At 62.4% G+C, this 18,768-nt stretch carries 17 protein-coding genes and 1 pseudogene; 8 read left to right on the top strand and 10 right to left on the bottom strand.

Annotated features, from left to right (window positions below; all coding sequences use genetic code 11):
* Positions 1 to 49 precede the first annotated feature (49 nt).
* A complete protein-coding gene (locus ACZXDY_RS26900; RefSeq protein ID WP_464347583.1) occupies positions 50 to 1,264 on the top strand; it encodes a diguanylate cyclase in 1,215 nt (404 codons plus the stop codon).
* A 101-nt stretch (positions 1,265 to 1,365) separates the two neighbouring features.
* On the opposite strand, the gene ACZXDY_RS26895 is transcribed toward ACZXDY_RS26900, so the two are convergent.
* Positions 1,366 to 2,577 (bottom strand): TrmJ/YjtD family RNA methyltransferase, encoded by a 1,212-nt coding sequence (locus ACZXDY_RS26895; RefSeq protein ID WP_464347582.1) that lies wholly within the window; start codon positions 2,575 to 2,577, stop codon positions 1,366 to 1,368.
* A 371-nt stretch (positions 2,578 to 2,948) separates the two neighbouring features.
* Here ACZXDY_RS26895 and ACZXDY_RS26890 point away from each other — a divergent pair, with 371 nt between their 5' ends.
* Entirely contained in the window at positions 2,949 to 4,163 is a 1,215-nt protein-coding gene (locus tag ACZXDY_RS26890) for an NADP-dependent isocitrate dehydrogenase (RefSeq protein WP_028166370.1), read from the top strand.
* A 187-nt stretch (positions 4,164 to 4,350) separates the two neighbouring features.
* Complete coding sequence (locus tag ACZXDY_RS26885) at positions 4,351 to 4,815, top strand: DUF3455 domain-containing protein (protein ID WP_245287455.1); 465 nt, start codon at positions 4,351 to 4,353, stop codon at positions 4,813 to 4,815.
* Between the two features lie 219 nt (positions 4,816 to 5,034).
* Here ACZXDY_RS26885 and ACZXDY_RS26880 read toward each other — a convergent pair whose 3' ends face one another.
* From ACZXDY_RS26880 to ACZXDY_RS26870, 3 genes are read right to left on the bottom strand one after another with little or no spacing between them, the layout of a single operon-like run.
* Positions 5,035 to 6,465 (bottom strand): Dyp-type peroxidase, encoded by a 1,431-nt coding sequence (locus tag ACZXDY_RS26880; protein WP_464347581.1) that lies wholly within the window; start codon positions 6,463 to 6,465, stop codon positions 5,035 to 5,037.
* Positions 6,462 to 7,178 carry a hypothetical protein gene (locus ACZXDY_RS26875; protein ID WP_155255369.1) on the bottom strand — a complete coding sequence of 239 codons (717 nt, stop codon included), beginning with the start codon at positions 7,176 to 7,178 and terminating at the stop codon, positions 6,462 to 6,464. Before ACZXDY_RS26875 ends, ACZXDY_RS26880 begins: the two co-directional genes overlap by 4 nt.
* A gap of 4 nt (positions 7,179 to 7,182) precedes the next feature.
* A complete protein-coding gene (locus ACZXDY_RS26870) occupies positions 7,183 to 8,196 on the bottom strand; it encodes a catalase (protein ID WP_464347580.1) in 1,014 nt (337 codons plus the stop codon).
* Between the two features lie 447 nt (positions 8,197 to 8,643).
* On the opposite strand from ACZXDY_RS26870, the gene ACZXDY_RS26865 reads away from it, so the two are divergent.
* Together ACZXDY_RS26865 and ACZXDY_RS26860 are read left to right on the top strand one after the other, a co-directional pair.
* A complete protein-coding gene (locus ACZXDY_RS26865) occupies positions 8,644 to 8,925 on the top strand; it encodes a hypothetical protein (RefSeq protein ID WP_155255368.1) in 282 nt (93 codons plus the stop codon).
* Between the two features lie 369 nt (positions 8,926 to 9,294).
* On the top strand, positions 9,295 to 10,056 hold the full coding sequence (locus tag ACZXDY_RS26860; RefSeq protein ID WP_464347579.1) for a bestrophin-like domain: 762 nt from the start codon (positions 9,295 to 9,297) through the stop codon (positions 10,054 to 10,056).
* A gap of 55 nt (positions 10,057 to 10,111) precedes the next feature.
* On the opposite strand, the gene ACZXDY_RS26855 is transcribed toward ACZXDY_RS26860, so the two are convergent.
* Entirely contained in the window at positions 10,112 to 11,647 is a 1,536-nt protein-coding gene (locus ACZXDY_RS26855; protein ID WP_464347578.1) for a L,D-transpeptidase family protein, read from the bottom strand.
* A 387-nt stretch (positions 11,648 to 12,034) separates the two neighbouring features.
* On the opposite strand from ACZXDY_RS26855, the gene ACZXDY_RS26850 reads away from it, so the two are divergent.
* Positions 12,035 to 12,598 carry a GrpB family protein gene (locus ACZXDY_RS26850; RefSeq protein WP_028166362.1) on the top strand — a complete coding sequence of 188 codons (564 nt, stop codon included), beginning with the start codon at positions 12,035 to 12,037 and terminating at the stop codon, positions 12,596 to 12,598.
* 52 nt (positions 12,599 to 12,650) lie between these two features.
* Here the strand turns inward: ACZXDY_RS26850 and ACZXDY_RS26845 are convergent, their stop codons facing one another.
* Complete coding sequence (locus ACZXDY_RS26845; RefSeq protein ID WP_464347577.1) at positions 12,651 to 13,463, bottom strand: SDR family oxidoreductase; 813 nt, start codon at positions 13,461 to 13,463, stop codon at positions 12,651 to 12,653.
* Between the two features lie 89 nt (positions 13,464 to 13,552).
* Here ACZXDY_RS26845 and gcvA point away from each other — a divergent pair, with 89 nt between their 5' ends.
* A complete protein-coding gene (gcvA, locus tag ACZXDY_RS26840) occupies positions 13,553 to 14,461 on the top strand; it encodes a transcriptional regulator GcvA (RefSeq protein WP_245287452.1) in 909 nt (302 codons plus the stop codon).
* Between the two features lie 78 nt (positions 14,462 to 14,539).
* Here gcvA and ACZXDY_RS26835 read toward each other — a convergent pair whose 3' ends face one another.
* The 4 genes and pseudogenes from ACZXDY_RS26835 to ACZXDY_RS26820 form a co-directional block, all read right to left on the bottom strand.
* A complete protein-coding gene (locus tag ACZXDY_RS26835) occupies positions 14,540 to 15,601 on the bottom strand; it encodes a serine hydrolase domain-containing protein (protein WP_051396992.1) in 1,062 nt (353 codons plus the stop codon).
* Between the two features lie 67 nt (positions 15,602 to 15,668).
* Positions 15,669 to 15,836, bottom strand: a pseudogene (locus tag ACZXDY_RS26830) (serine hydrolase); the annotation flags it as partial.
* A gap of 251 nt (positions 15,837 to 16,087) precedes the next feature.
* Positions 16,088 to 16,315 carry a hypothetical protein gene (locus ACZXDY_RS26825; protein WP_035691221.1) on the bottom strand — a complete coding sequence of 76 codons (228 nt, stop codon included), beginning with the start codon at positions 16,313 to 16,315 and terminating at the stop codon, positions 16,088 to 16,090.
* Between the two features lie 130 nt (positions 16,316 to 16,445).
* Entirely contained in the window at positions 16,446 to 17,354 is a 909-nt protein-coding gene (locus tag ACZXDY_RS26820; RefSeq protein WP_028166359.1) for a LysR substrate-binding domain-containing protein, read from the bottom strand.
* A gap of 112 nt (positions 17,355 to 17,466) precedes the next feature.
* Between ACZXDY_RS26820 and ACZXDY_RS26815 the strand changes: the two genes are divergently transcribed.
* On the top strand, positions 17,467 to 18,615 hold the full coding sequence (locus tag ACZXDY_RS26815; protein WP_464347576.1) for an acyl-CoA dehydrogenase family protein: 1,149 nt from the start codon (positions 17,467 to 17,469) through the stop codon (positions 18,613 to 18,615).
* Positions 18,616 to 18,768 lie beyond the last annotated feature (153 nt).

The following is an 18,768-nucleotide window of genomic DNA, read 5'->3' as shown; positions in this document are numbered from 1 at the left end:
TAGGCGGGCGCGGTGTTGTTGTACCCCGGGAAGACAGGGGTGCTCTGCAATGAAGTCCGACAAGGGACCTTACAGCCGGCCGCGCTGGGGCGTGACGCGCTGGCTGGCCGACGCCGGTCCCGGCGCGCCTGAGGATATCCGCGCGGCGCTGATCGCCGACCTCCACGGCTCGCTACCGGTGTTTGCGGCCGGCGCGGTCAACACGATGGCGGTGGCAGGCGTGATCGCGATCCGGCAACCGACCGCATTGTTCATCGCCTGGTTCATCCTCGAAGTCGCGATTTGCCTCGCCCGCCTTTCGGTATTGGTCGTCGCCCATCGCCGGGCGCGTGGCCGGCGCCGGACCCCGACCGACCTGCATGTGCTGCTCGCGGTCGCCTGGAGCGCCAGCGTCGGATTCGGCGTGGCCGTCAGCCTCGCCAGCGGCGACCGGGTCGTCGCACTGCTCGCCTGCCTGTCGGCGGCGGCGATGGTCGGCGGCATCTGCTTCCGCAATTTCAGCGCACCGCGATTGGCCGGGACGATGATCCTGTTCGCCCTCGGCCCGATCGTCCCCGGCGCCGCGCTTGCCGGCGAGCCGCTGCTTTACCTCGTGTTCCTGCAGGTGCCGCTCTATCTCGCGGCGATGACGGACGCGGCCTTCCGGCTCAACAGGATGCTGATCGCGACGATGCGCGCCGAGCGCGAGAACGGCCACATGGCCCACCACGATGCGCTCACGGGGCTGTGGAATCGCGCCGGTATCGTCGATGCTCTCAACAGGAAGCTGGAAGCCTCCAGTCGCGACGACGGCTCCTTTGCCGTGCTGTTCTTCGATCTCGACAATTTCAAGCCGATCAACGACACCTTCGGGCATGCGGCCGGCGACAAGGTGCTCCAGCTGGTCGCCGACCGGCTCCGTCGCGCCCTGCCCAATAGCGCCGTCATCGCGCGCATGGGCGGCGACGAATTCGTCGTGCTGGCCGACAGCATCACCGCAGAGCAGGCGCTCGCCATCGGACATCGGATCATCGATGAGGTCGCGATGTCCTATCGGCTAGGCGAGGAGATTTGCGTCCAGGTCGGCGTCAGCGTCGGCGTTGCGATGTCGCCGGAGCACGGCACCGAGGCCGAGGAGCTGCTCTCGGCCGCCGATACCGCGCTCTATGAAGCGAAATCCACCGGCAAGTCCCGCTGCTGCCTCGCTTCCTTCGAGATCAACCTCGCGGCCCTGCAGCGGCTCCAACACAGCAGCGCGGCCAAGGCCGCCGGGATGGCGGCCTAGAATTTGAAGGGTCTCGTAGCCCGGGTGGAGCGCAGCGCAACCCGGGACTTCTGCGTCGACTCTTGCGAGCGGCCCCGGGTTACGCTGGCGCGCCACCCGGGCTACGGAGCGTCTCGCCGGGCTGGCAGGTTCGATGCGAGCCGGTCCAGTTCGCCGGCCAGATCGCGCTCGACTTCGGCCGCGCGCAGGTTGAGCACGCGATAGTCCCGCTCCTCCAGCCATTCCCGTCGCTTGGCCCGGTCGGCCACGATGGTCTCGCTCTCGTCAGGGTTTTCCAGCTCGATCGCGATCCGGTGGATGAAGGAGACGAAATCGGGGATATGACGCCCCACCGGGGTCTGGCGCTTGAACAGGCCGGCAAAGCGGCGATCCTTGGTCAGCGCCTGCCACAGGATGCGCTCCGCATCGGTCGGGTTGCGCCGGAGGAGCCGCGCCAGTCCGCGCACCGTGCTGCTGGCATCGGCGGAGGCGCCGCCGCCCTGCCCCTGCTCGGCGAGGAGCGCCCGCAGCCGGGTCGCCTGCTCGCCGTCGAGCACGCCGCCCTTGGCCGGCCCCTTGCGTCCCTCGGCGATCGCCATGATCACACCGTGCAGGGTATGCATGTCCTGCTTGGTCGGCTCCATCCGGGTGAAGATGTTGCGCAGGTTGACCAGCATGGTGTCGCGCTTCTCGCGCGGCCGCAGGAACTCGACCTTGTCGAGCTCGGCGACCAGATTGTCGAAGAACGCCTGAACCTGGTGCTGGGAGGCGCGCTCGGATCGCTCAGGCATCGCAAACGGCAGCACGCCCGCGGTCGAAAGCTTGAACCACTCATAGCCCATCAGCAGCACCGCCTGAGCGAGGTTCAGCGAGGCAAAGCCGGGATTGACCGGGAAGGTGACGATGCGGTCGGCGAGCGCGACCTCCTCGTTGGTCAGTCCGGCGCGCTCGCGGCCGAACAGGATGCCGGCCCCGCCGCCGGCGGCGACATACGCCACGATCTCGCGCGCGGCCGCTTCCGGCCCGACCACCGGCTTGGCCTGGTCATGGGCGCGGGCGGTGGTGGCGAACAACAGGTCGAGATCGGCGACAGCCTCGGTGACGGTGTCGAACAGCTCCACATGGTCGAGAATGTGGTCGGCGCCCGCTGCGGCGCGCTGCGCGGCGATGTTCGGCCAGCCGTCGCGCGGATTGACCAGCCGGAGCCGAGACAGCGCGAAATTGCCCATCGCGCGCGCAGCCATCCCGATGTTCTCGCCAAGCTGCGGTTCGACCAGGATCACCACGGGCCCCCTGAGGTCGTGGCCGGTCTTGGTCTTGTCGGTGCCGGACATCTTAAAACTTCGCTTCCTGATTCAATCTCTGAACAATCTGATTCAGGTCCTGAAGGAGTTGAATCAGAGTGCCAAGTTTCCTGCTACGCCCGGATTGCCCCGTGGGCGCAAATTTCTCAAGCGGAATAATGGCTTTACGGCTGTTCTTGAATCTTCATCCGAAACCTGAGATGCGAAGCGTCGCAACCCCACTTCCACTCTTCCGCTGCCGCCTGAAGCATGAGACATAGCGGCGGCATTCTCGGCTAAAAGATGAGCCGAAACTGCATAACCCCTTGGCTTCCGCCGGCGCGTTCCCGGTGCTATAGCCCCGAGGATAATCCGCTAGTCGCGCCCCAAAGCGTGCTGTTCCCCCAAGAGGCCCTATTCCCATGGCAAAAATCAAGGTGACCAACCCCGTCGTCGAACTCGATGGCGACGAGATGACCCGGATCATCTGGCAGTACATCAAGGACAAGCTGATCCACCCGTTCCTTGATATCAACCTGATGTATTTCGACCTGGGGATGGAGTACCGCGACAAGACCAACGACAAGGTCACGATCGATGCGGCGGAAGCGATCAAGAAGGTCGGCGTCGGCGTCAAATGCGCGACCATCACCCCGGATGAAGCCCGGGTGAAGGAGTTCGGCCTCAAGGAGATGTGGAAGTCGCCGAACGGCACCATCCGCAACATCCTGGGCGGCGTGATCTTCCGCGAGCCGATCATCTGCAAGAACGTGCCGCGCCTGGTTCCCGGCTGGACCAAGCCGATCATCATCGGCCGCCACGCCTATGGCGACCAGTACCGCGCCACCGACATCAAATTCCCGGGCAAGGGCACGCTGTCGATGAAGTTCGTCGGCGAGGACGGCACCGTGATCGAGAAAGAGGTGTTCAAGGCGCCCGGCTCCGGCGTCGCGATGCAGATGTACAACCTCGACGACTCCATCATCGACTTCGCCCGCGCCTCCTTCAACTACGGCCTGATGCGGAACTATCCGGTCTACCTCTCGACCAAAAACACCATCCTCAAGGTCTATGACGGCCGCTTCAAGGACATCTTCCAGGATGTCTTCGACCGCGAATTCAAGAAGGAGTTCGACGCCAAGGGCCTGACCTACGAGCACCGCCTGATCGACGACATGGTGGCCTCGGCGCTGAAATGGTCCGGCGGCTATGTCTGGGCCTGCAAGAACTATGACGGCGACGTCCAGTCCGACACCGTGGCGCAAGGCTATGGCTCGCTCGGCCTGATGACCTCGGTGCTGCTCACCCCCGACGGCAAGACTGTGGAAGCCGAGGCCGCCCACGGCACCGTGACCCGGCACTACCGCGAGCACCAGAAGGGCAAGGAGACCTCGACCAACTCGATCGCCTCGATCTTCGCCTGGACGCGGGGCCTCGCCCACCGCGCCAAGCTCGACAACAACCCCGAGCTCGCGAAGTTCGCCGACACCTTGGAGAAGGTCTGCGTCCAGACGGTCGAGGACGGCTACATGACCAAGGACCTCGCGCTCCTCGTCGGCGCCGACCAGCGCTGGCTGTCCACGACCGGCTTCCTCGACAAGGTCGCCGAGAACCTCACCAAGGCGATGGCGGCCTAAGCCGCCTTCCACTCGCGAAGCTCTATCGCCCGTCATTGCGAGCGTAGCGAAGCAATCCATCTACCCCCTGCGGCACCATGGATTGCTTCGTCGCTTTGCTCCTCGCAATGACGGAATTTGGCAAGCGCCGCTCCAATAAGGGGATCTTATGCCGTCGCTTAGGACAGCCACGATCGCCCTTCTGGTAATGGGTTCCGCGACGGAAGCTTGCGTCGCAGACCCCCTTCCCGAGGCTATCGCTGCACCGGGAGAAGCGATCGTGCTCAGCGTTCACGCCGAAGGCGCGCAGGTCTACGAATGCAAGGCTGGCCTCGAAGGCAAGCTGGCCTGGGCCTTTCGTGAACCGATCGCAACGCTGATGGCCGACGGCAAGACCGTCGGCCGCCACTATGCCGGACCGAACTGGGAGCATGTCGACGGCAGCGTCGTACTCGGCCGGACTTCCAGCAATGCGCCCGGCGCGACACCGAACGACATTCCCTGGCTCAAGCTTGATGTGATCTCACGGCGCGGCAGCGGCACGTTGTCCGGTGTCACGACGGTGCAGCGGATCAACACCGCGGGTGGCATTCTCGAAGGCCCCTGCGACAAGGCCGGCGCGACCCACAGCGCGCCCTATTCCGCGGACTACGTGTTTCTCCGCAAGGGCTGAGCGGCCCGTCGGCAAGGGCGGTGCCGTGGAATGGGTAACCCATCAGCTTCGGAGCAAGCCGCGCGATGATGGGTTTCGCTTTCGCTCTACCCATCCTACGATTCCCTCGAATCTCACATCGATGTCGTCCCTGCGAAAGCAGGGATCGATAACCACAGCGAGGTATTGTGGAGCGAGCAACCGTTGCAGCGGAGCACGCCACAAGCGCCTGTGGGCAAGTCACGCCATCAGCGATCCCAGAAAACGGATCGCCGGGATGCTCGGCAGGAACGCATAGGCGCCGCCCCGAGTCCGGACGAACCGCGGCAACCCCCGCAGGCGGATCGTCGTGCCGGATTTGAGCGGCAGGTCGAACCAACTGGTGCCAGGATCGTTGGCGCCTGTGATCGGATCGTTGGAGCCGGTGATGCGTGGGTCCTGCAAGCCAAGATTCAGCCAATCACAGGACATGGCCTCGAACTGTGCGCCGAGACTCGCCCCAATGAAGTTGCCGAGCAGGCCCCGTTGCGGTTCGGGTTTGCTCGGATCACGAGGCTTCTGCGGATCATAGAGTGGTCCATAAGGCATCCCGCGCCGAACAAGACGCCGACTGTTGTTCGCCACCCGTTGCACGATCTGGCCGCCCCGCGGGTTGCACCGCCGGATATGGGCTCCGTAGGGGCAGCGGGAGTCGCCAACGTAGTCAAAATTCGCCTGATCCACTTTGGGATCAGGCGCATCCGGGGACAGTGCCATCGGCGTGCCATCGCGCCACCGGCCGCACAAATGGGCGGCGACGACCTCGCGCAACGCCGCATGACGCGACAGGCCTTCGATTGACAAGGCTTGGCCGATTTTCGCTTCAGCACCCGGTGGCAGCAACTCGTCGACCTGCGGATGCTTGATCAAATCGCTTGCGGCTCGGTCGAGATACTCCTCGAAGCCGACCACATCCTGTTCCAGCACGCGAAAGGCATTGAAGGTGCCGTTGTGTCCCAATGCTTCGGGTTGAGGCACCCGCCACGTCAAACCTTCGAAGTTGGTCGGATGTCCCAGCAACACGGTGCCGAGCGGCGCCTTGGGTTGTCCGTCTTCATAGCGTTGTCCGTCGTGAACCTCCGCGAATCTCGGTTGCATGATGTTGTCGCGATACCCGAAGTGAACGACGTCCTTGGGGAAGGCGCACCCCTCGAGAGCGCCGAGCAGCCTGAAGGCTTTTCCGTCGGAGAGGGCGCGCTGCTGGACTTGGTTCAATTGCGCGACCTCGTCGGCGTAGATCGTGGCGATGAGATGGATCCGCTTGGGGGCGTCGAAGGGGGTTGGCCAGGTTTCCGGCGCATTCGGCCCGACATCGCCAAGCTTCAAGGCGCGGGCGTTCATGCCCTCGATGAATTCGTTGGGGAACATTTCAAGGGAAGAATTCGGCGTGCCGAGGGCGCGCAGTCCCTCGTAGGTCAGGCCAATGTTGAAACAGGTGTCCGGCTTGGTTCTCCCCCAATTCCCGGTCGTGATCTGCGGAACATCGTCGCCGCGGCCCGACGTCGAGGCGGCGAGCCAGCGCCGGGCCGCGATGCGATCGGCGACTTCAAGAATGAGGTACCGCACGCGAGGCTTGCGATAGCCACGCAAAATATTGCCCTGTATATCAGCGGCGTCGAATGCTGCGCTCACCAGCCTATCCCCAGTTGGTTGCGGACCTGAGCCGCCGAAAATCCGGGATAGGCCCGGTAGCCGCTGCCGAGCGAAACGTTCGCGTTGGCGCGGAGCTGGAGCACCACCTTGCGCGGAAGCAGGCGCAGATCGTCATTGCCGGATGCGGCCTTGTCGCCGTTCAAAGCTTCCTGGTCTCTCAGAAGATCGGTGGCCGTGTCCGGCACCTGGTACAGGTCGCGCTCGTGCACCCATTGGATGAACGCCTCGACATTATGCTCGCAGGGAATCACGGCCTCCCCTCCTTCGACAAGTTCGACCACGGCGTTGAACACGCTGCCGATCGTGGCGATGAAGTCACGAATGTAGTTGGTGAAGTCTCCGTCGTAGACGGAGAACATGCAAATATTGTCGCCGACGATGACGAAGCGCGCAAAGTGCACCGTGCCGACATTGTCCAATCCGGCATATATCGCATCCTTGTTTTGCGCGATCGCCAGCGCTGCCTTCGCTCGACCGATCGGCGACTTCTCCTTGAGCGGCATGATCAGGTTCATCATGCACTGGAGATTGTCGCCAGGCTGAATTGATTGGTGGGGACCACCGGGCAGCGGCTTCACCGGCGTGCGCCACGCCCAGTAAGGCACCAGGACCCACGACGCCAAGCGCTGGAATATGCGCGTCTCGGGCAACCCGTTCACAAACCGATCGAACCATCCTTCCGCACTTGGCACCAGCTTAACTCCACCTGAAGGGACACCCGTCGCGCATTTCACGCGAGACTTCATAAGCGCACCGGCGGGCGTGGAGGATCGGATCCCCGGAGGGCTCGATGCCAGGTACGAGACGCCAGGGATTAAAACTGATGCGTTCGCCGTCCGCGACCTGATCCTTGGCGAGATTGGTGAGCGTAAGGGTGCCCATGACGACCCGGACTCGCCTGGCCGGCCAAGGCTTTGTGGGATCGTCGAGCGCGTCGCCCGCTTCGCCGATTGTCATCATCAGCATGAACCGGGCCGGCCACCGCCGCAGGCGCTCTTCAAGTTCATGGCGCAGATATTTATCAACCGGCGTGGCAGTGGGATCGGTGGTACGGACGCCTGCAACCGGCTGCCAGGAAAAGCGAACGGGACGACGTACTCCATGGGGATCTTCCACCATGAAGGTATGGATGGCGTGATAGGCCGCGCGGGCATAGCTCACCGGAGCGCCGATCACCCCGGCTTCGAACACTGCCAACTGGGCGAACCGGTGTTGATTTGCGTAACTGAGTATTCCCGCACCGTCACTCGTGGTTTGCTTTGGGTACGGGTCGTGAGCAGGCTCCTTGAGCTGCAGCATGTCGAGAATCTTCCGCCACGGGGATTCTCTTTGAACCGGCTGCGGCCTCGCGACCTTGGTGAACTCGAAAAAATCCTCAACATTGCGGGCGAAAAATTCGGCGAGCGTCGTAGCGATCAGGTCGGCTGCCGTCCCATCCTGCAGGTGGAAACGTGTCGCCATTCCCCGAACATCGGACCATCCATCATGCTGCTTCGGCCCCCCTTGTCCGTTGGAGAACCTCACCGACACGCGAATGCGCTGTCCCTTGAAGTGCTCTGCGATGCAATAGTTGCGCGCCACGTCCGAAGCCATGAAATAGCCGTCCACGCCCACGCCGATCGTGTGCACCGGCCTTTGCCCGGGGCAAGGCTCCGGCAAATTGGCGATGATGGCGTCGACGAGCCGCCTTGCTTCCGATGAATCGCCCATGCCCCCTCCATTGCGAACGGACCGCCATCCCGAATGCCGTTGGCGCTCGATGCGTTGGCGATGTCGATCGAATTCAGCCTGCGCCCTTCCCCAAACCTTACATTTGATCGGAAGTCGGATATGTGACGTAGTTCACAAATTAGCCGAACGAAGCGCCAAGCAATTCGGATCTGATAGCTCCAGACGGTGCTCGCGCACCGATAAAACGATGGGCTGAGTCCGGAGCCAAGCGGAGATCGTCAAACGCGATCCGGTGGCCGCATCCATTTCCGAGCGACAGGAGGCTGAACGGATTGGCTCCTTAGGTCTGGATCACTGCTACATAGTTGGTCGCTGCCATACTACTAATGGATGACCCGCTCCGCGCGGTGAACTCCCATTCATATGCCATTTGCATACGAACTAAATTGCGAGCATGCGCTTCTATCGGCCGTGAGGGCTCAAGCCATGACGAAGTACTTTTCGACGCGCATCATGACCGATGTGCTTGTAGCACTGGTATCTGTAGCGATAATCACGATTGCGGCGATATCCCTGGGCCAGCCCATTCGGGCCGGCATCGCAGCTTCTATTCCAACCCCATTCGATCTCGCGATGGAGAGGACGCTCGCAACCGCCCAACCGAGCGAACTTAACCTTGCCCGCGCGCAACCGACATGCCGACTTCGTTCCGCTCCTTTGCAATGGAACATCGACTGGCTTTTCAAGCCGCCTGTAGATCGCGGTTGATGAGAGCTCGTGAAGCAGCGGTGGCGTAGCCAGGCATCGCCATTTAGCGGCCCAGCCGCTTTTGCTTCGCTACTCAGGACAAGCGGACATCATCGGTTTGAACCAGAGCCTATTGGGACCCGCCCTGAGACGGGATGACAGGACCGCATGACTTAGCCGTCCGTGAGCGCCACGCTCGTCAGTCGTGACACCCCGTCCACCGCATCTCACCCACAATGCTCATGGCGATCGCGAGCCCCCCTCATTCGCGCTGAGACGCGCCCCGTCCGGTTCTGCTTGAACTTGGTCTCAAGAACGGGTCTTTGGATGAGCCCGAACAATCGGAGCTAGGACCCGCATGTTCACCGACATGGTGGAGCATTCGAAAATATGACGAACCTATTGATTTCGTTGCTTGTGTTCGCGCTGATATTTGGCGGCGCCTTGGCTGGGATGGCGGTTCGGCCGTTGTTGTCGGAACATCACCTGCAGTCGGACTCCAAGGACGTCGTAAAGCTGACCGCGGGCCTGATTGGCACACTGACCGCACTCGTACTGGGTCTGTTGATCGCATCCGCAAAAACCACGTTCGACCAGAAGGCAAGCCAGGTCCGGCAGTTGACCGCAACGATCATCCTTCTGGACGATCTGGTTACGCAATATGGATCGGAAGCAACCCCTGTCCGAATGCTCCTGCGGCAGAGCATACCGCCGATGGCTGATCGCATTTGGCACGAGCAAGCGAACTCAAACGGGAAACCCACGCGCTTCGAGTCCAGCGTCGAGGCATGGACATTCTATGATGAACTCGAACGGCTATCGCCGAACAACGATATGCAACGTTCCCTGCAGACTCGCGCCATTGCGGCTTTCACGGAAGGCGCGCAGATGCGACTGCGGTTGTTTACGCAGGCCGGAAGTTCAATTCCGACGCCTTTTCTGATCATCATGGTATTTTGGCTGAGCGCGATCTTTGTGAGCGCCACCCTGTTCGTGCGAGCGAATATCGTCGTCACGATCGCGCTGTTTGTATGCGCGCTGTCGTTTGCCGGCGCGATCTTTCTGGTTTTGGAGCTGGATGACCCCTTCACGGGACTGATGGGGATTTCAAGCTCGACATTGCGGAGTGCGCTCCCGCCGCTGAACTCGTAAGTTCTCCACTTCGCTCGAAAACGCTCTAGGCGGCCTGCGTGCGGCGGGCCGCGTCTTACCACCAGCGCGGTTGCATCGGTTGATAGTATTGGCCGGCGCGCGGGCGTGTATTGCCAGGTTGGGGGTTCCAATTGGGCTGGAAAAAGAAGCCGAAGCCGTTGTTGTTGCCCCAGTCGTTGCCGCTCGCAACCGGGACGTTGACGACCGTAGGCCGGCGCATCTTGAAGCCGCCCTGGGGCTGGTTGTTCAGCACCGCGACGAACTCGGTGCGATAGTTGGTCTCGCGGCTCAGCGGCTCATCCGAGACGATGATCGAGGATCGCGGCAATGCCGTCGGCGCGATGCGATCGAGCACATCCTGCGGGATGGTGATGCGGTCGAGCGCGTGCTTGGCGTCGTCCCCGCTGTCGATCGTGACCGCGGTCCAGCGCAGGCCCGCGTCGTTGCGCGCCATCGCCGTGAACACATGCGTGCCGATCTGCTTGTCGGGATCGCGGATCGTGACCGGAACCTCAATGGTCGCATCGAACACCTCGCCTCCGTCTGGCCACTCCTTGTGAGTGTTGCGCCGCACGTAAAGCTTCTGCGTCGCGCGGCTGATGTAGACGGAGACCGGCTCGAGCGCGAGCTTCGCTTCGCTCGCCGCCTTGGCGGTGTCGATCTTCCTGGTCTGGGCCGCTTTGGCGGCGTCCTTTGCGGCGGCGACGGCGGCAAGCTTCGACGTCGCGTCGGCCTTGGCGGCGTCGAGCTGCGTCCCCGCTTCCGCGGCCTTATTGGCGGCCTTCTCCTTCTGCTCACTGGCCTGCGCCTTGGCCTGGTCCGTATTTGCGGCGGCAAGCTTCTTGTCGGCGGCTGCGAGCTCGGCGTCGGCGCGAGTCTTGAGCCCCTCCAGCTTGCGCAGCGACGCCGTGAGCGATGCTGTCTCGCGCGCCGCTGTCGCGGCGGCTTTCTTCGCCTGGTCGGCTGTCCTGGCAGCCTCGTCCGCCTCGCGGGCAAGCGTCTCGGCCCGCGCCGGCGCAGCCGCGATGGCCGCCGCGCTGGGCACGAACAGCGCCGGGTGGGAAAACTCGACCGGCTCCGCGTCGTTCGGCGAGATGATCACCCGCATGCCGATCCGCGTCTTGTCGAACAAATTCTCCGCAAAGTCGTAGGGCATCCGCACGCAGCCGTGCGAGGCCGCATACCCGGGCAGCGGGCCGCCGTGCAGCGCGATGCCGTTCCAGGTGATGCGCTGCATGTTCGGCATCCAGGCATCGTCGTAAAGGGTCGAGTGGTGGTCCTTGTCCTTCTCGATGACGGCGAAGATGCCGGCAGGCGTCTCGCGACCCTTGGTGCCGGTCGACACCGGCGCGCGCAGGATCCAGCCCTCGGCGTCGTAGAAAGTGACCTGCTGGGACTTGATCGACACGATCGCCATGATCGGCTCGCCCGCATCGCGCGGCGCTGTCGCCTCGGTGGGCGGCGCGGGGCGCGCCTGTCTCGCCGCGGCGTCGGCGGTCAGCGCCGCCATCGCCACGAGCGCCACAATGGCGGACCTCCCCCAGCGCCGCGTCTCCACGGTGGATTGCGTCGTGATGAACCGATTTGCCATGCCATGTCCCGGTTGAAATGCCTGTCCGCGTCCATCGAGATCGGCGACCAGCTTATTTGACTCACCCCGATACGGCTAGACCGACCCGATGTCGGCTGCTCAGCCCGTGACCGATTTGGCCGCTGAAGCTGGCAAGCTCCGCTCCCAGATGTAAAGCGGGCCAAGCTTGGGTTGGCCATAACGCCGGCTTCTGACCCTGGATCATGATCCGATTAGACGGAATCGGATCATGATCTCATCTCTTTGTTTGAGCATGATCTTTTCGGAAAACCGGTTTCCACTTTTCCGGATCACGCTCTAACCGGATCTTGCTGGATGACCCAGTCGTGATGCATCGAACTCTACCATCGTGATATGTTGGCATGAAGGCACAATCGGGGGCCGAACATGGAGAAATACGGGGCCGGGTCGATTGTCGTCTCCGAATATGACCCCAACTGGCCGGCGTTGTTCGAACAGGAGTGCATGAGGATCAAGCATGCTCTCGGCTCGTTCGTCCTGGTCATCGAGCATATGGGGAGCACAGCGGTTCCAGGTCTCCCATCAAAGCCCATCGTTGACCTGCTGGTTGGTGTACCTAGCCTTGAAGAGGCAAAGGAACGTTGCATCGAGCCGTTTGTGGCACTTGGCTACAAGTACATACCGGAATACGCGTCATGGCTCCCCGGTGAGTTGTTCTTCCGTAAGGGGCCTCCGGGACCGTGGACCCACCATGTGCACTTGATGGAGCCGTCCCATCCTCGTTGGGAGGCACGTTTGGTGTTTCGCGACTATCTTCGCGCACATCCCGACGCAGCACGCGCCTACGCCAGCGTTAAGCGAGCCCTTGCTGCGTCTTCAAAAGACGACATAGAGGCCTATCGAACAGGCAAAGATATTTTCGTCGAAGAGACGACGGCCAAGGCTCGTGCATGGCGCGCGAGCCTTGGCCGTCTCCAGCGCGCAAATTGAGCACGGCGTCGGCGGCCGATTTCTCAGCCGCCGCCTTCTTGCATCGAGCATGTCAAAGCTGCGATATGCCGCCATCGACAACCAGTTCCGATCCGGTCATGAAGGAGGAATCCTCGCTTACCAGGAACAGGGCCGCCCTGGCGATTTCCTCCGCTTCACCGAAACGATGCAGCGGGATCTCATCCTCAATTGTCGCGGCCGCTTCATTGAGTTGCTTCTCGGAAAGCCCGAGCTTGCCATGAAACGGAGTGCTGATCGGACCCGGGCTTATGGCATTCACGCGGATGCCACGTGGCGCAAGCTCTGCGCCCAACGACCGCACCAGCGAACGCACTGCCGCTTTCGTGGCCGCCAAAATGGAAAGGCCCGGTGAGCCAACTTCGTTCAGGAACGACGTCGTCATGATAATGCTTCCACCCTTGGCCAGCAGTGGAGCGACCGTCTGAACGGTGAAGAAGACGCCCTTGAAGTTCACGTTGAACTGCGTGTCGACCTGATCTTCCGTGACGGCTTCCAGCGGGGCCGCTATGCCCATGCCGGCGTTCGCGAACAGCACGTCGATACGGCCGAACGTCTCGCCGATCTGACGAACGATATTTTCAATCTCTGCCGGCTTGCTCACGTCGCCGCGCAACGCGACAACGCCGTCCCCGAGCTGACTTGCCGCCGACTGCAACCGGGCAGGATTCTGCCCGACGATGATCACGGTAGCTCCTTCGTCCCGAAACAACCTTGCCGCTTCGAGGCCGATGCCAGAGGTTCCGCCGGTAACAAGGGCGATCTTGTTCGATAGTTTCATGATTCTCTCCTGGTCCAAAGGTTTTGGGTTTGTGACCGGAGCGCGCGTTCCGTTGTCAGCAAACATGATCGTTGACCCTCGCTGCCGCAACAGAGATGATCTGTGCGGGCGGCAGAGAAAAACTTGTTCGGAGATTTATGCGGGCTCCCAACCACTTGAACGCACTCCGCGCCTTCGAGGCGGCTGCCCGGCACCTCAGCTACGTTGCGGCGGCAGACGAACTCAACGTGACGCCAGCGGCGGTGGGAAGCCTCGTGCGGACCCTCGAAGCGGTTGTCGGAGTCGAACTTTTTCACCGCTCTCAGGCTGGCCCCGCACGACTTGTTTTGACCGAAGCCGCGCAAGCTGCGCTACCCGAGCTTCAAGCCGGATTCGATCACCTGACCGCGGCCTTTGAACGTTTGAAAGCATCGCGCGGGATCGTCACGATCAATATCACCGTGCCGCCAGCCTTTGCGGACAAGTGGCTACTGCGGCGCGTCGAGCGTTTTGCGGCCGATCATCCCTTGTATGATCTGCGCATCGATACCAGCGGCCGGCTCGTTGATTTCGCGGCAGAGAGAATGAGTCTCGGCATTCGTTACGGCAGTGGTCACTGGCCAGGCCTCAAATCGACCTTCCTGTTGCGCGACGCATTTTTTCCGGTCTGCAGTCCAGCGTTGCTCGAAGGGCCGCACCCGCTACGACGCCCTGAAGACCTGAAGCATCACACGCTTATCCATGATCGTTCGATGGCGTTTGAAAATGCATTCCCGACATGGCGGACATGGCTGCAAGCAGCAGGCTTTCCGGACATCAACTGCGACCGTGGGCTGCAGATCAATGATTCAGCAGCAGCCTACCAGGCGGCGATGAATGGAAGTGGCGTTGCCCTGGGTCGGACGACACTGGTCGCCCTGGATTTGGAGACGGGCCGCCTTGTTCGTCCTTTCGGCGAAGCACTCAACTGTGAGCTTGCCTACTATGTTGTCCATCGTCCCGGCGCCGACGGCGACCCGGAAATCGTGGCGTTCAAGGAGTGGATCTGCGCCGAAGCGGAAACTGATCAAGCGAAGGTCGGCTAGTGGCTTTCGAAACAGCGATGGCGATATCAGAACTGACGACGGAATGTTCGCGTTGCGGCCACCCGGACGACAATGACTTCAGTCGGTGCGCTTGAACGACGCCGTCTTGTTACCATTGACAACCGTCAGCTCGGACGGTCTTGCCTGATCGCCGCCGGCAAATCGCAATCGCAGGTCAATCGCTGTTGCGAAGAATTCCCCGGCGGCCGCAGGATACACCGGAAGCGCCTGCTGATGCGCGAACTCGACGAGAAGGCGGTTGCCGTCACGTGCCACCATGATCTTGCCGTTCACGCTCTCATAGGTTCCGGGATACGCTACGTTTGGTACGATATCGCTGATCTCCGGAATATCTTTGAGCGCAGGCCAGCCGTATTCACGGCCTACGGCAGCCGTAACCTCGCCTCGCAACATCCAGCCCTGATTGGAATTCAGCATTACGACCGCGCCTTTGCCAATTGTGGGCAGCATCAGCATTGAGGCCACATACCCATGGTTCCAGCCGTCGTGGAAAAATCGAAAATTCTGCTCTTTACCTGCGCAAAACCAACCTAGCCCGACGAACTCCTGCCCTATCTCCTGGTCCGGAAGCTGAGGCCGAAGCATGCTGCTCACCGTCTCCGGCGCGAGCGCGAGTTTCGAAGCGTCACCGCGCAACGCGCGCATGACCTCCGCGCCGAGCAGCGCAAGATCGGCGGCAGAGGTCCAGAGTTCCGCCGCTGCCATCTCGGGATAGACGTGATAGCCTCCCTCTATCTCGGTGCCGTTCAAAGGGTGCCCCCTGGCCGCTCGTTTGACGAAAACGGAACGCGCGGGCTGTTCGTAGCCGCTATCCTTCATTCCAAGCGGATCGAGAATGAGCTCGCGCATGAGTTCCGGAAACGGCGTTCCCGTCACGTCGACGACGACCTGCTGGGCAATCGTCGTCCCGCCACCCGAGTAGCGGAATTGCGAACCAGGAAGAATATCGACCACGACCGGCTGAGTGTTCGCCGGCGGAATGCCGCGCAGGCTTTCAGGTACCGTGGGCCATGGCCCCGAAGCCGGATAACCCGGAAATCCGTGCACGGTGGTGCCGGCGGTGTGGCTCAACAACTGCCGCAGCGTGATGCGTGGTTGCCATCCGTCTTTGCCAGGCAAGTGCCACGATTTGAGGTAGTCGTTGACGTCGACGTCGAGATCTACGGTCCCAGGTCTCGGCCAGCTTCATCACGGCGAGCGCGAACACCGGCTTGCTGATCGAACCCGACTGGAAGGGCGTATTCGCTGTTGCGGGGTCGGCCGCCGCGGCGAGCGTGCCGAAGCCGCTTGCCCACGCCACCTCGAAGTTATCGATCACTCCTGCGCTCAGAGCCGGTGTGCAAGTTTGCGCCATTCTTTGATCTACTGGAGAGGGCGAACCATACTGGCCCGGAATGGTGGTCTCCTCGCGCAAGTCCGACATCACCCGACGGATTCGTTCTTCCAGGGCTGAGGTCGACATGAGGCCCATTCCCAAATTGTAGCGACGACCGAGGGTTGTAGTGGTGAACTCATGATAGTCAACAACGCCTTGGTCTCTAGCGGCGACGACGCAGCGGTGCCGCGCGGACCGTCATTTTCTGACCTTACTTTCTCCGGTTATCGTCAAGGACGTCGGCGAGATGTCAGTTCGTTTGGCGGCGCGCCCGCCCGCAAATGCTTCAACGCCGAGCGCGCGTGGCGTTCGGCCTTGTTGTTGCCAGTCTTCTGAATCTCCTCGATGGCCCAGAGCAACATCTGAATGGCGCCTTCGATATGTGAATTGTCCGAATCCGTCATAAAGACAGAAATGCCGATGCGTCGATTGTTGTGGGAGAAATTGCCGCCGATCAAGACGACGCTGCGCCGATTGCGGAAGCGGTTGAGTCGATTGCGGACGACGTTGGAAGCAATCGCAACTTGCCTAATTCACAAGTGTCCATTGGCGCAAGTTACAGAAAAGTCATAACAGGCATAAGTCCTTCTACGCCACCGACCGCATCCACGCTGCAAACGCTTCGATGCTGGCTTGCCGCGGGTGGTCCGGGACGTGGACGACGTAGAAGCCGTAGCCGGGCAGCGCCAGATCGTGCGCCTTCACCAGCGCGCCGCTTTCGATCTCATGGCTCACCACGACGTCGCTGCAGATCGCGATCCCCTGTCCCGCTGCGACCGCATCGATGGCGTGGATCTCCTCGCGGAAGCTGAGGTCCCAATGCTCGGTCGCGGCAGGGATATCCGGATCGACGGAGCGAGCGACGGCGAGCCATCGCGACCAGCTCGGCGCCTCGCGATCCCCGTTCAGCCAGTCGTAATGGATCAGTGGATAGTGAAGGAGGTCGGCGGCGCGCGTGATCGCCGGGCCGCCTTCGCTCAATAGCGCCGGGCTGCAGACCGGGAAGAAACTGTCGCGGAAGATTTCCCGCGCAGCCAGATCGGTCGGCATCGTCCGAGCGTAGCGGATCGCGAGATCGGCATCTCCGGCGCGCAGATTGAGCACGGCGTCAGTGCCGATGATCTCCAGCCGAATCTGCGGATACAGCTTGCGCCATCGCGGCAGGCGCGGCACCAGCCAGCGGCTCGCAAACGCGTTCGGACTGGTCACGCGCAACGTGGTCCTGGCGGTCTTCGCCGACACCGCGGTGACCACGGACGCGAATGTATCAAAGCCGTTCCGGATCACCGGAAATAGCCGCTCGCCCGCATCCGTCAGCGCCAGCGGTCGCGGGCGCCGGCGAAACAGCGGCCGTCCGCAGATCTCCTCGAGAATCCTGATCTGATGGCTGATGGCGGTCGGCGTGACGCCGAGCTCGGCCGCCGCGTCCCTGAAGCTCAGGCGTCTGGCGGCGGCCTCGAAGGCGCGAAGGGATCCCAGCGGCGGAAGCTTTCTCATGCCCGCAGTCTAGATGAATCCAATTCATCCAGCGACTGAGATATTCGATTTTGCCGCGACTAAAGTGCCGTGAGAGCATTATGGCCGCCGCCCTCATCAATCGGACCCAAGCATGCGGATCGATCATTCTCCTGTCATCGCGCACTATCTGGAGGCCATTGCCGCCCTTGCTCCTGGTGTCGCCGAGTTACGCGAGCAGTTCGATCGCGACCGCCGGCTCTCTTCGGCGATGTTCGCGGCACTCGCTTCCGCCGGGCTGTTCCGGCTGTGGCTTCCCAAGGCATTGGGCGGGCCGGAATTGTCGCCGCTCGAATTCATGGCGGTGGTCGAGCAAGTCGCGACGCTGGATGGCTCGCTCGGCTGGATCGTCGGCAATGGCGCAGGCATGAGCCGGATCGGCGGCTACGTCCCCGAGCCGACCGCGCGCCGCTGGTTTTCCAATCCTGGCGCCTTCATCGCGAGCGCGACCGGCGCCATCGGCGAAGCGCTGCCGTCAGATGGCGGCTACCGCGTCTCCGGGCGCTGGCCCTTCGGCAGCGGCGCCCACGGAGCGACGCTGTTCATGGGTCTTGCCGCTGACAAGACGAATGGCGAAAGCCGGCTCTTGTGTTGCTACATGGACCGCGAGGCCGTCGAACTTGACGACACCTGGCAGGTATCGGGTCTGCGCGGCACCGGAAGCTGTCACTTCCAGGCGCGGGATGTGTTCGTGCCTGCCGCGCACACGCACAGCTTTCTGGAGCCAAGTCCATCACAGCCCGGCCTCATGTTCCGCCTGCCGCCCGCAACCCTGTTTCCCTGGACGATCGCGGCCGTCCCGCTCGGGATCGCCCGTGGCGCCATCGAGACCTTCGTCACCCTCGCCGAAAGCAGATCCCGCAGCGGCAGCTCCGCCGTGCTTCGCGACCGCGAAACGGTGCAGGCCAGCGTCGGGCGAGCCGAAACGCTGTACAGGTCGGCGCGGGCCTTCCTTGCCGACGCGATCACGGACCTCATGGCGGACGCCGAGCGTGGCGAACCATCGACGAGCGCACGCGCCGCTTATCGCACGGCATGCACGAATGCGGCGGAGAGCGCATCGCGCATCGTCCATCTGCTCGCGGCGGAGGCAGGCGCGATCTCAATCTTCGAATCCTGCCCGCTGGAGCGGGCGCTCCGCGACATCCAGGCCGCAAGCCAGCACGTGGCGATGAGCCCGAACAATTACGTCGTCTCCGGCCGCATCCGCCTCGGCCTCGATCCCGGCACGGCGAGACTTTGAAGTGCTCAAGGAGCTGGCGCACCGCTCGTGATGGTGGGCACGCTTCCACCTTCACTCGTTGAGCTACGGCAGACAAGTCGCTTTGCCCACCCTTCTGTAACGGGCCTTGCTCAGTCAATCCCTTTTGCGTCATCCACTCGCCGGGGTCTCGCT

Source organism: Bradyrhizobium sp. LeoB3 (genome assembly GCF_055456055.1).
The sequence above is the reverse complement of the archived record's forward strand: the minus strand, read 5'-3'. Positions and strand labels throughout refer to the sequence as shown.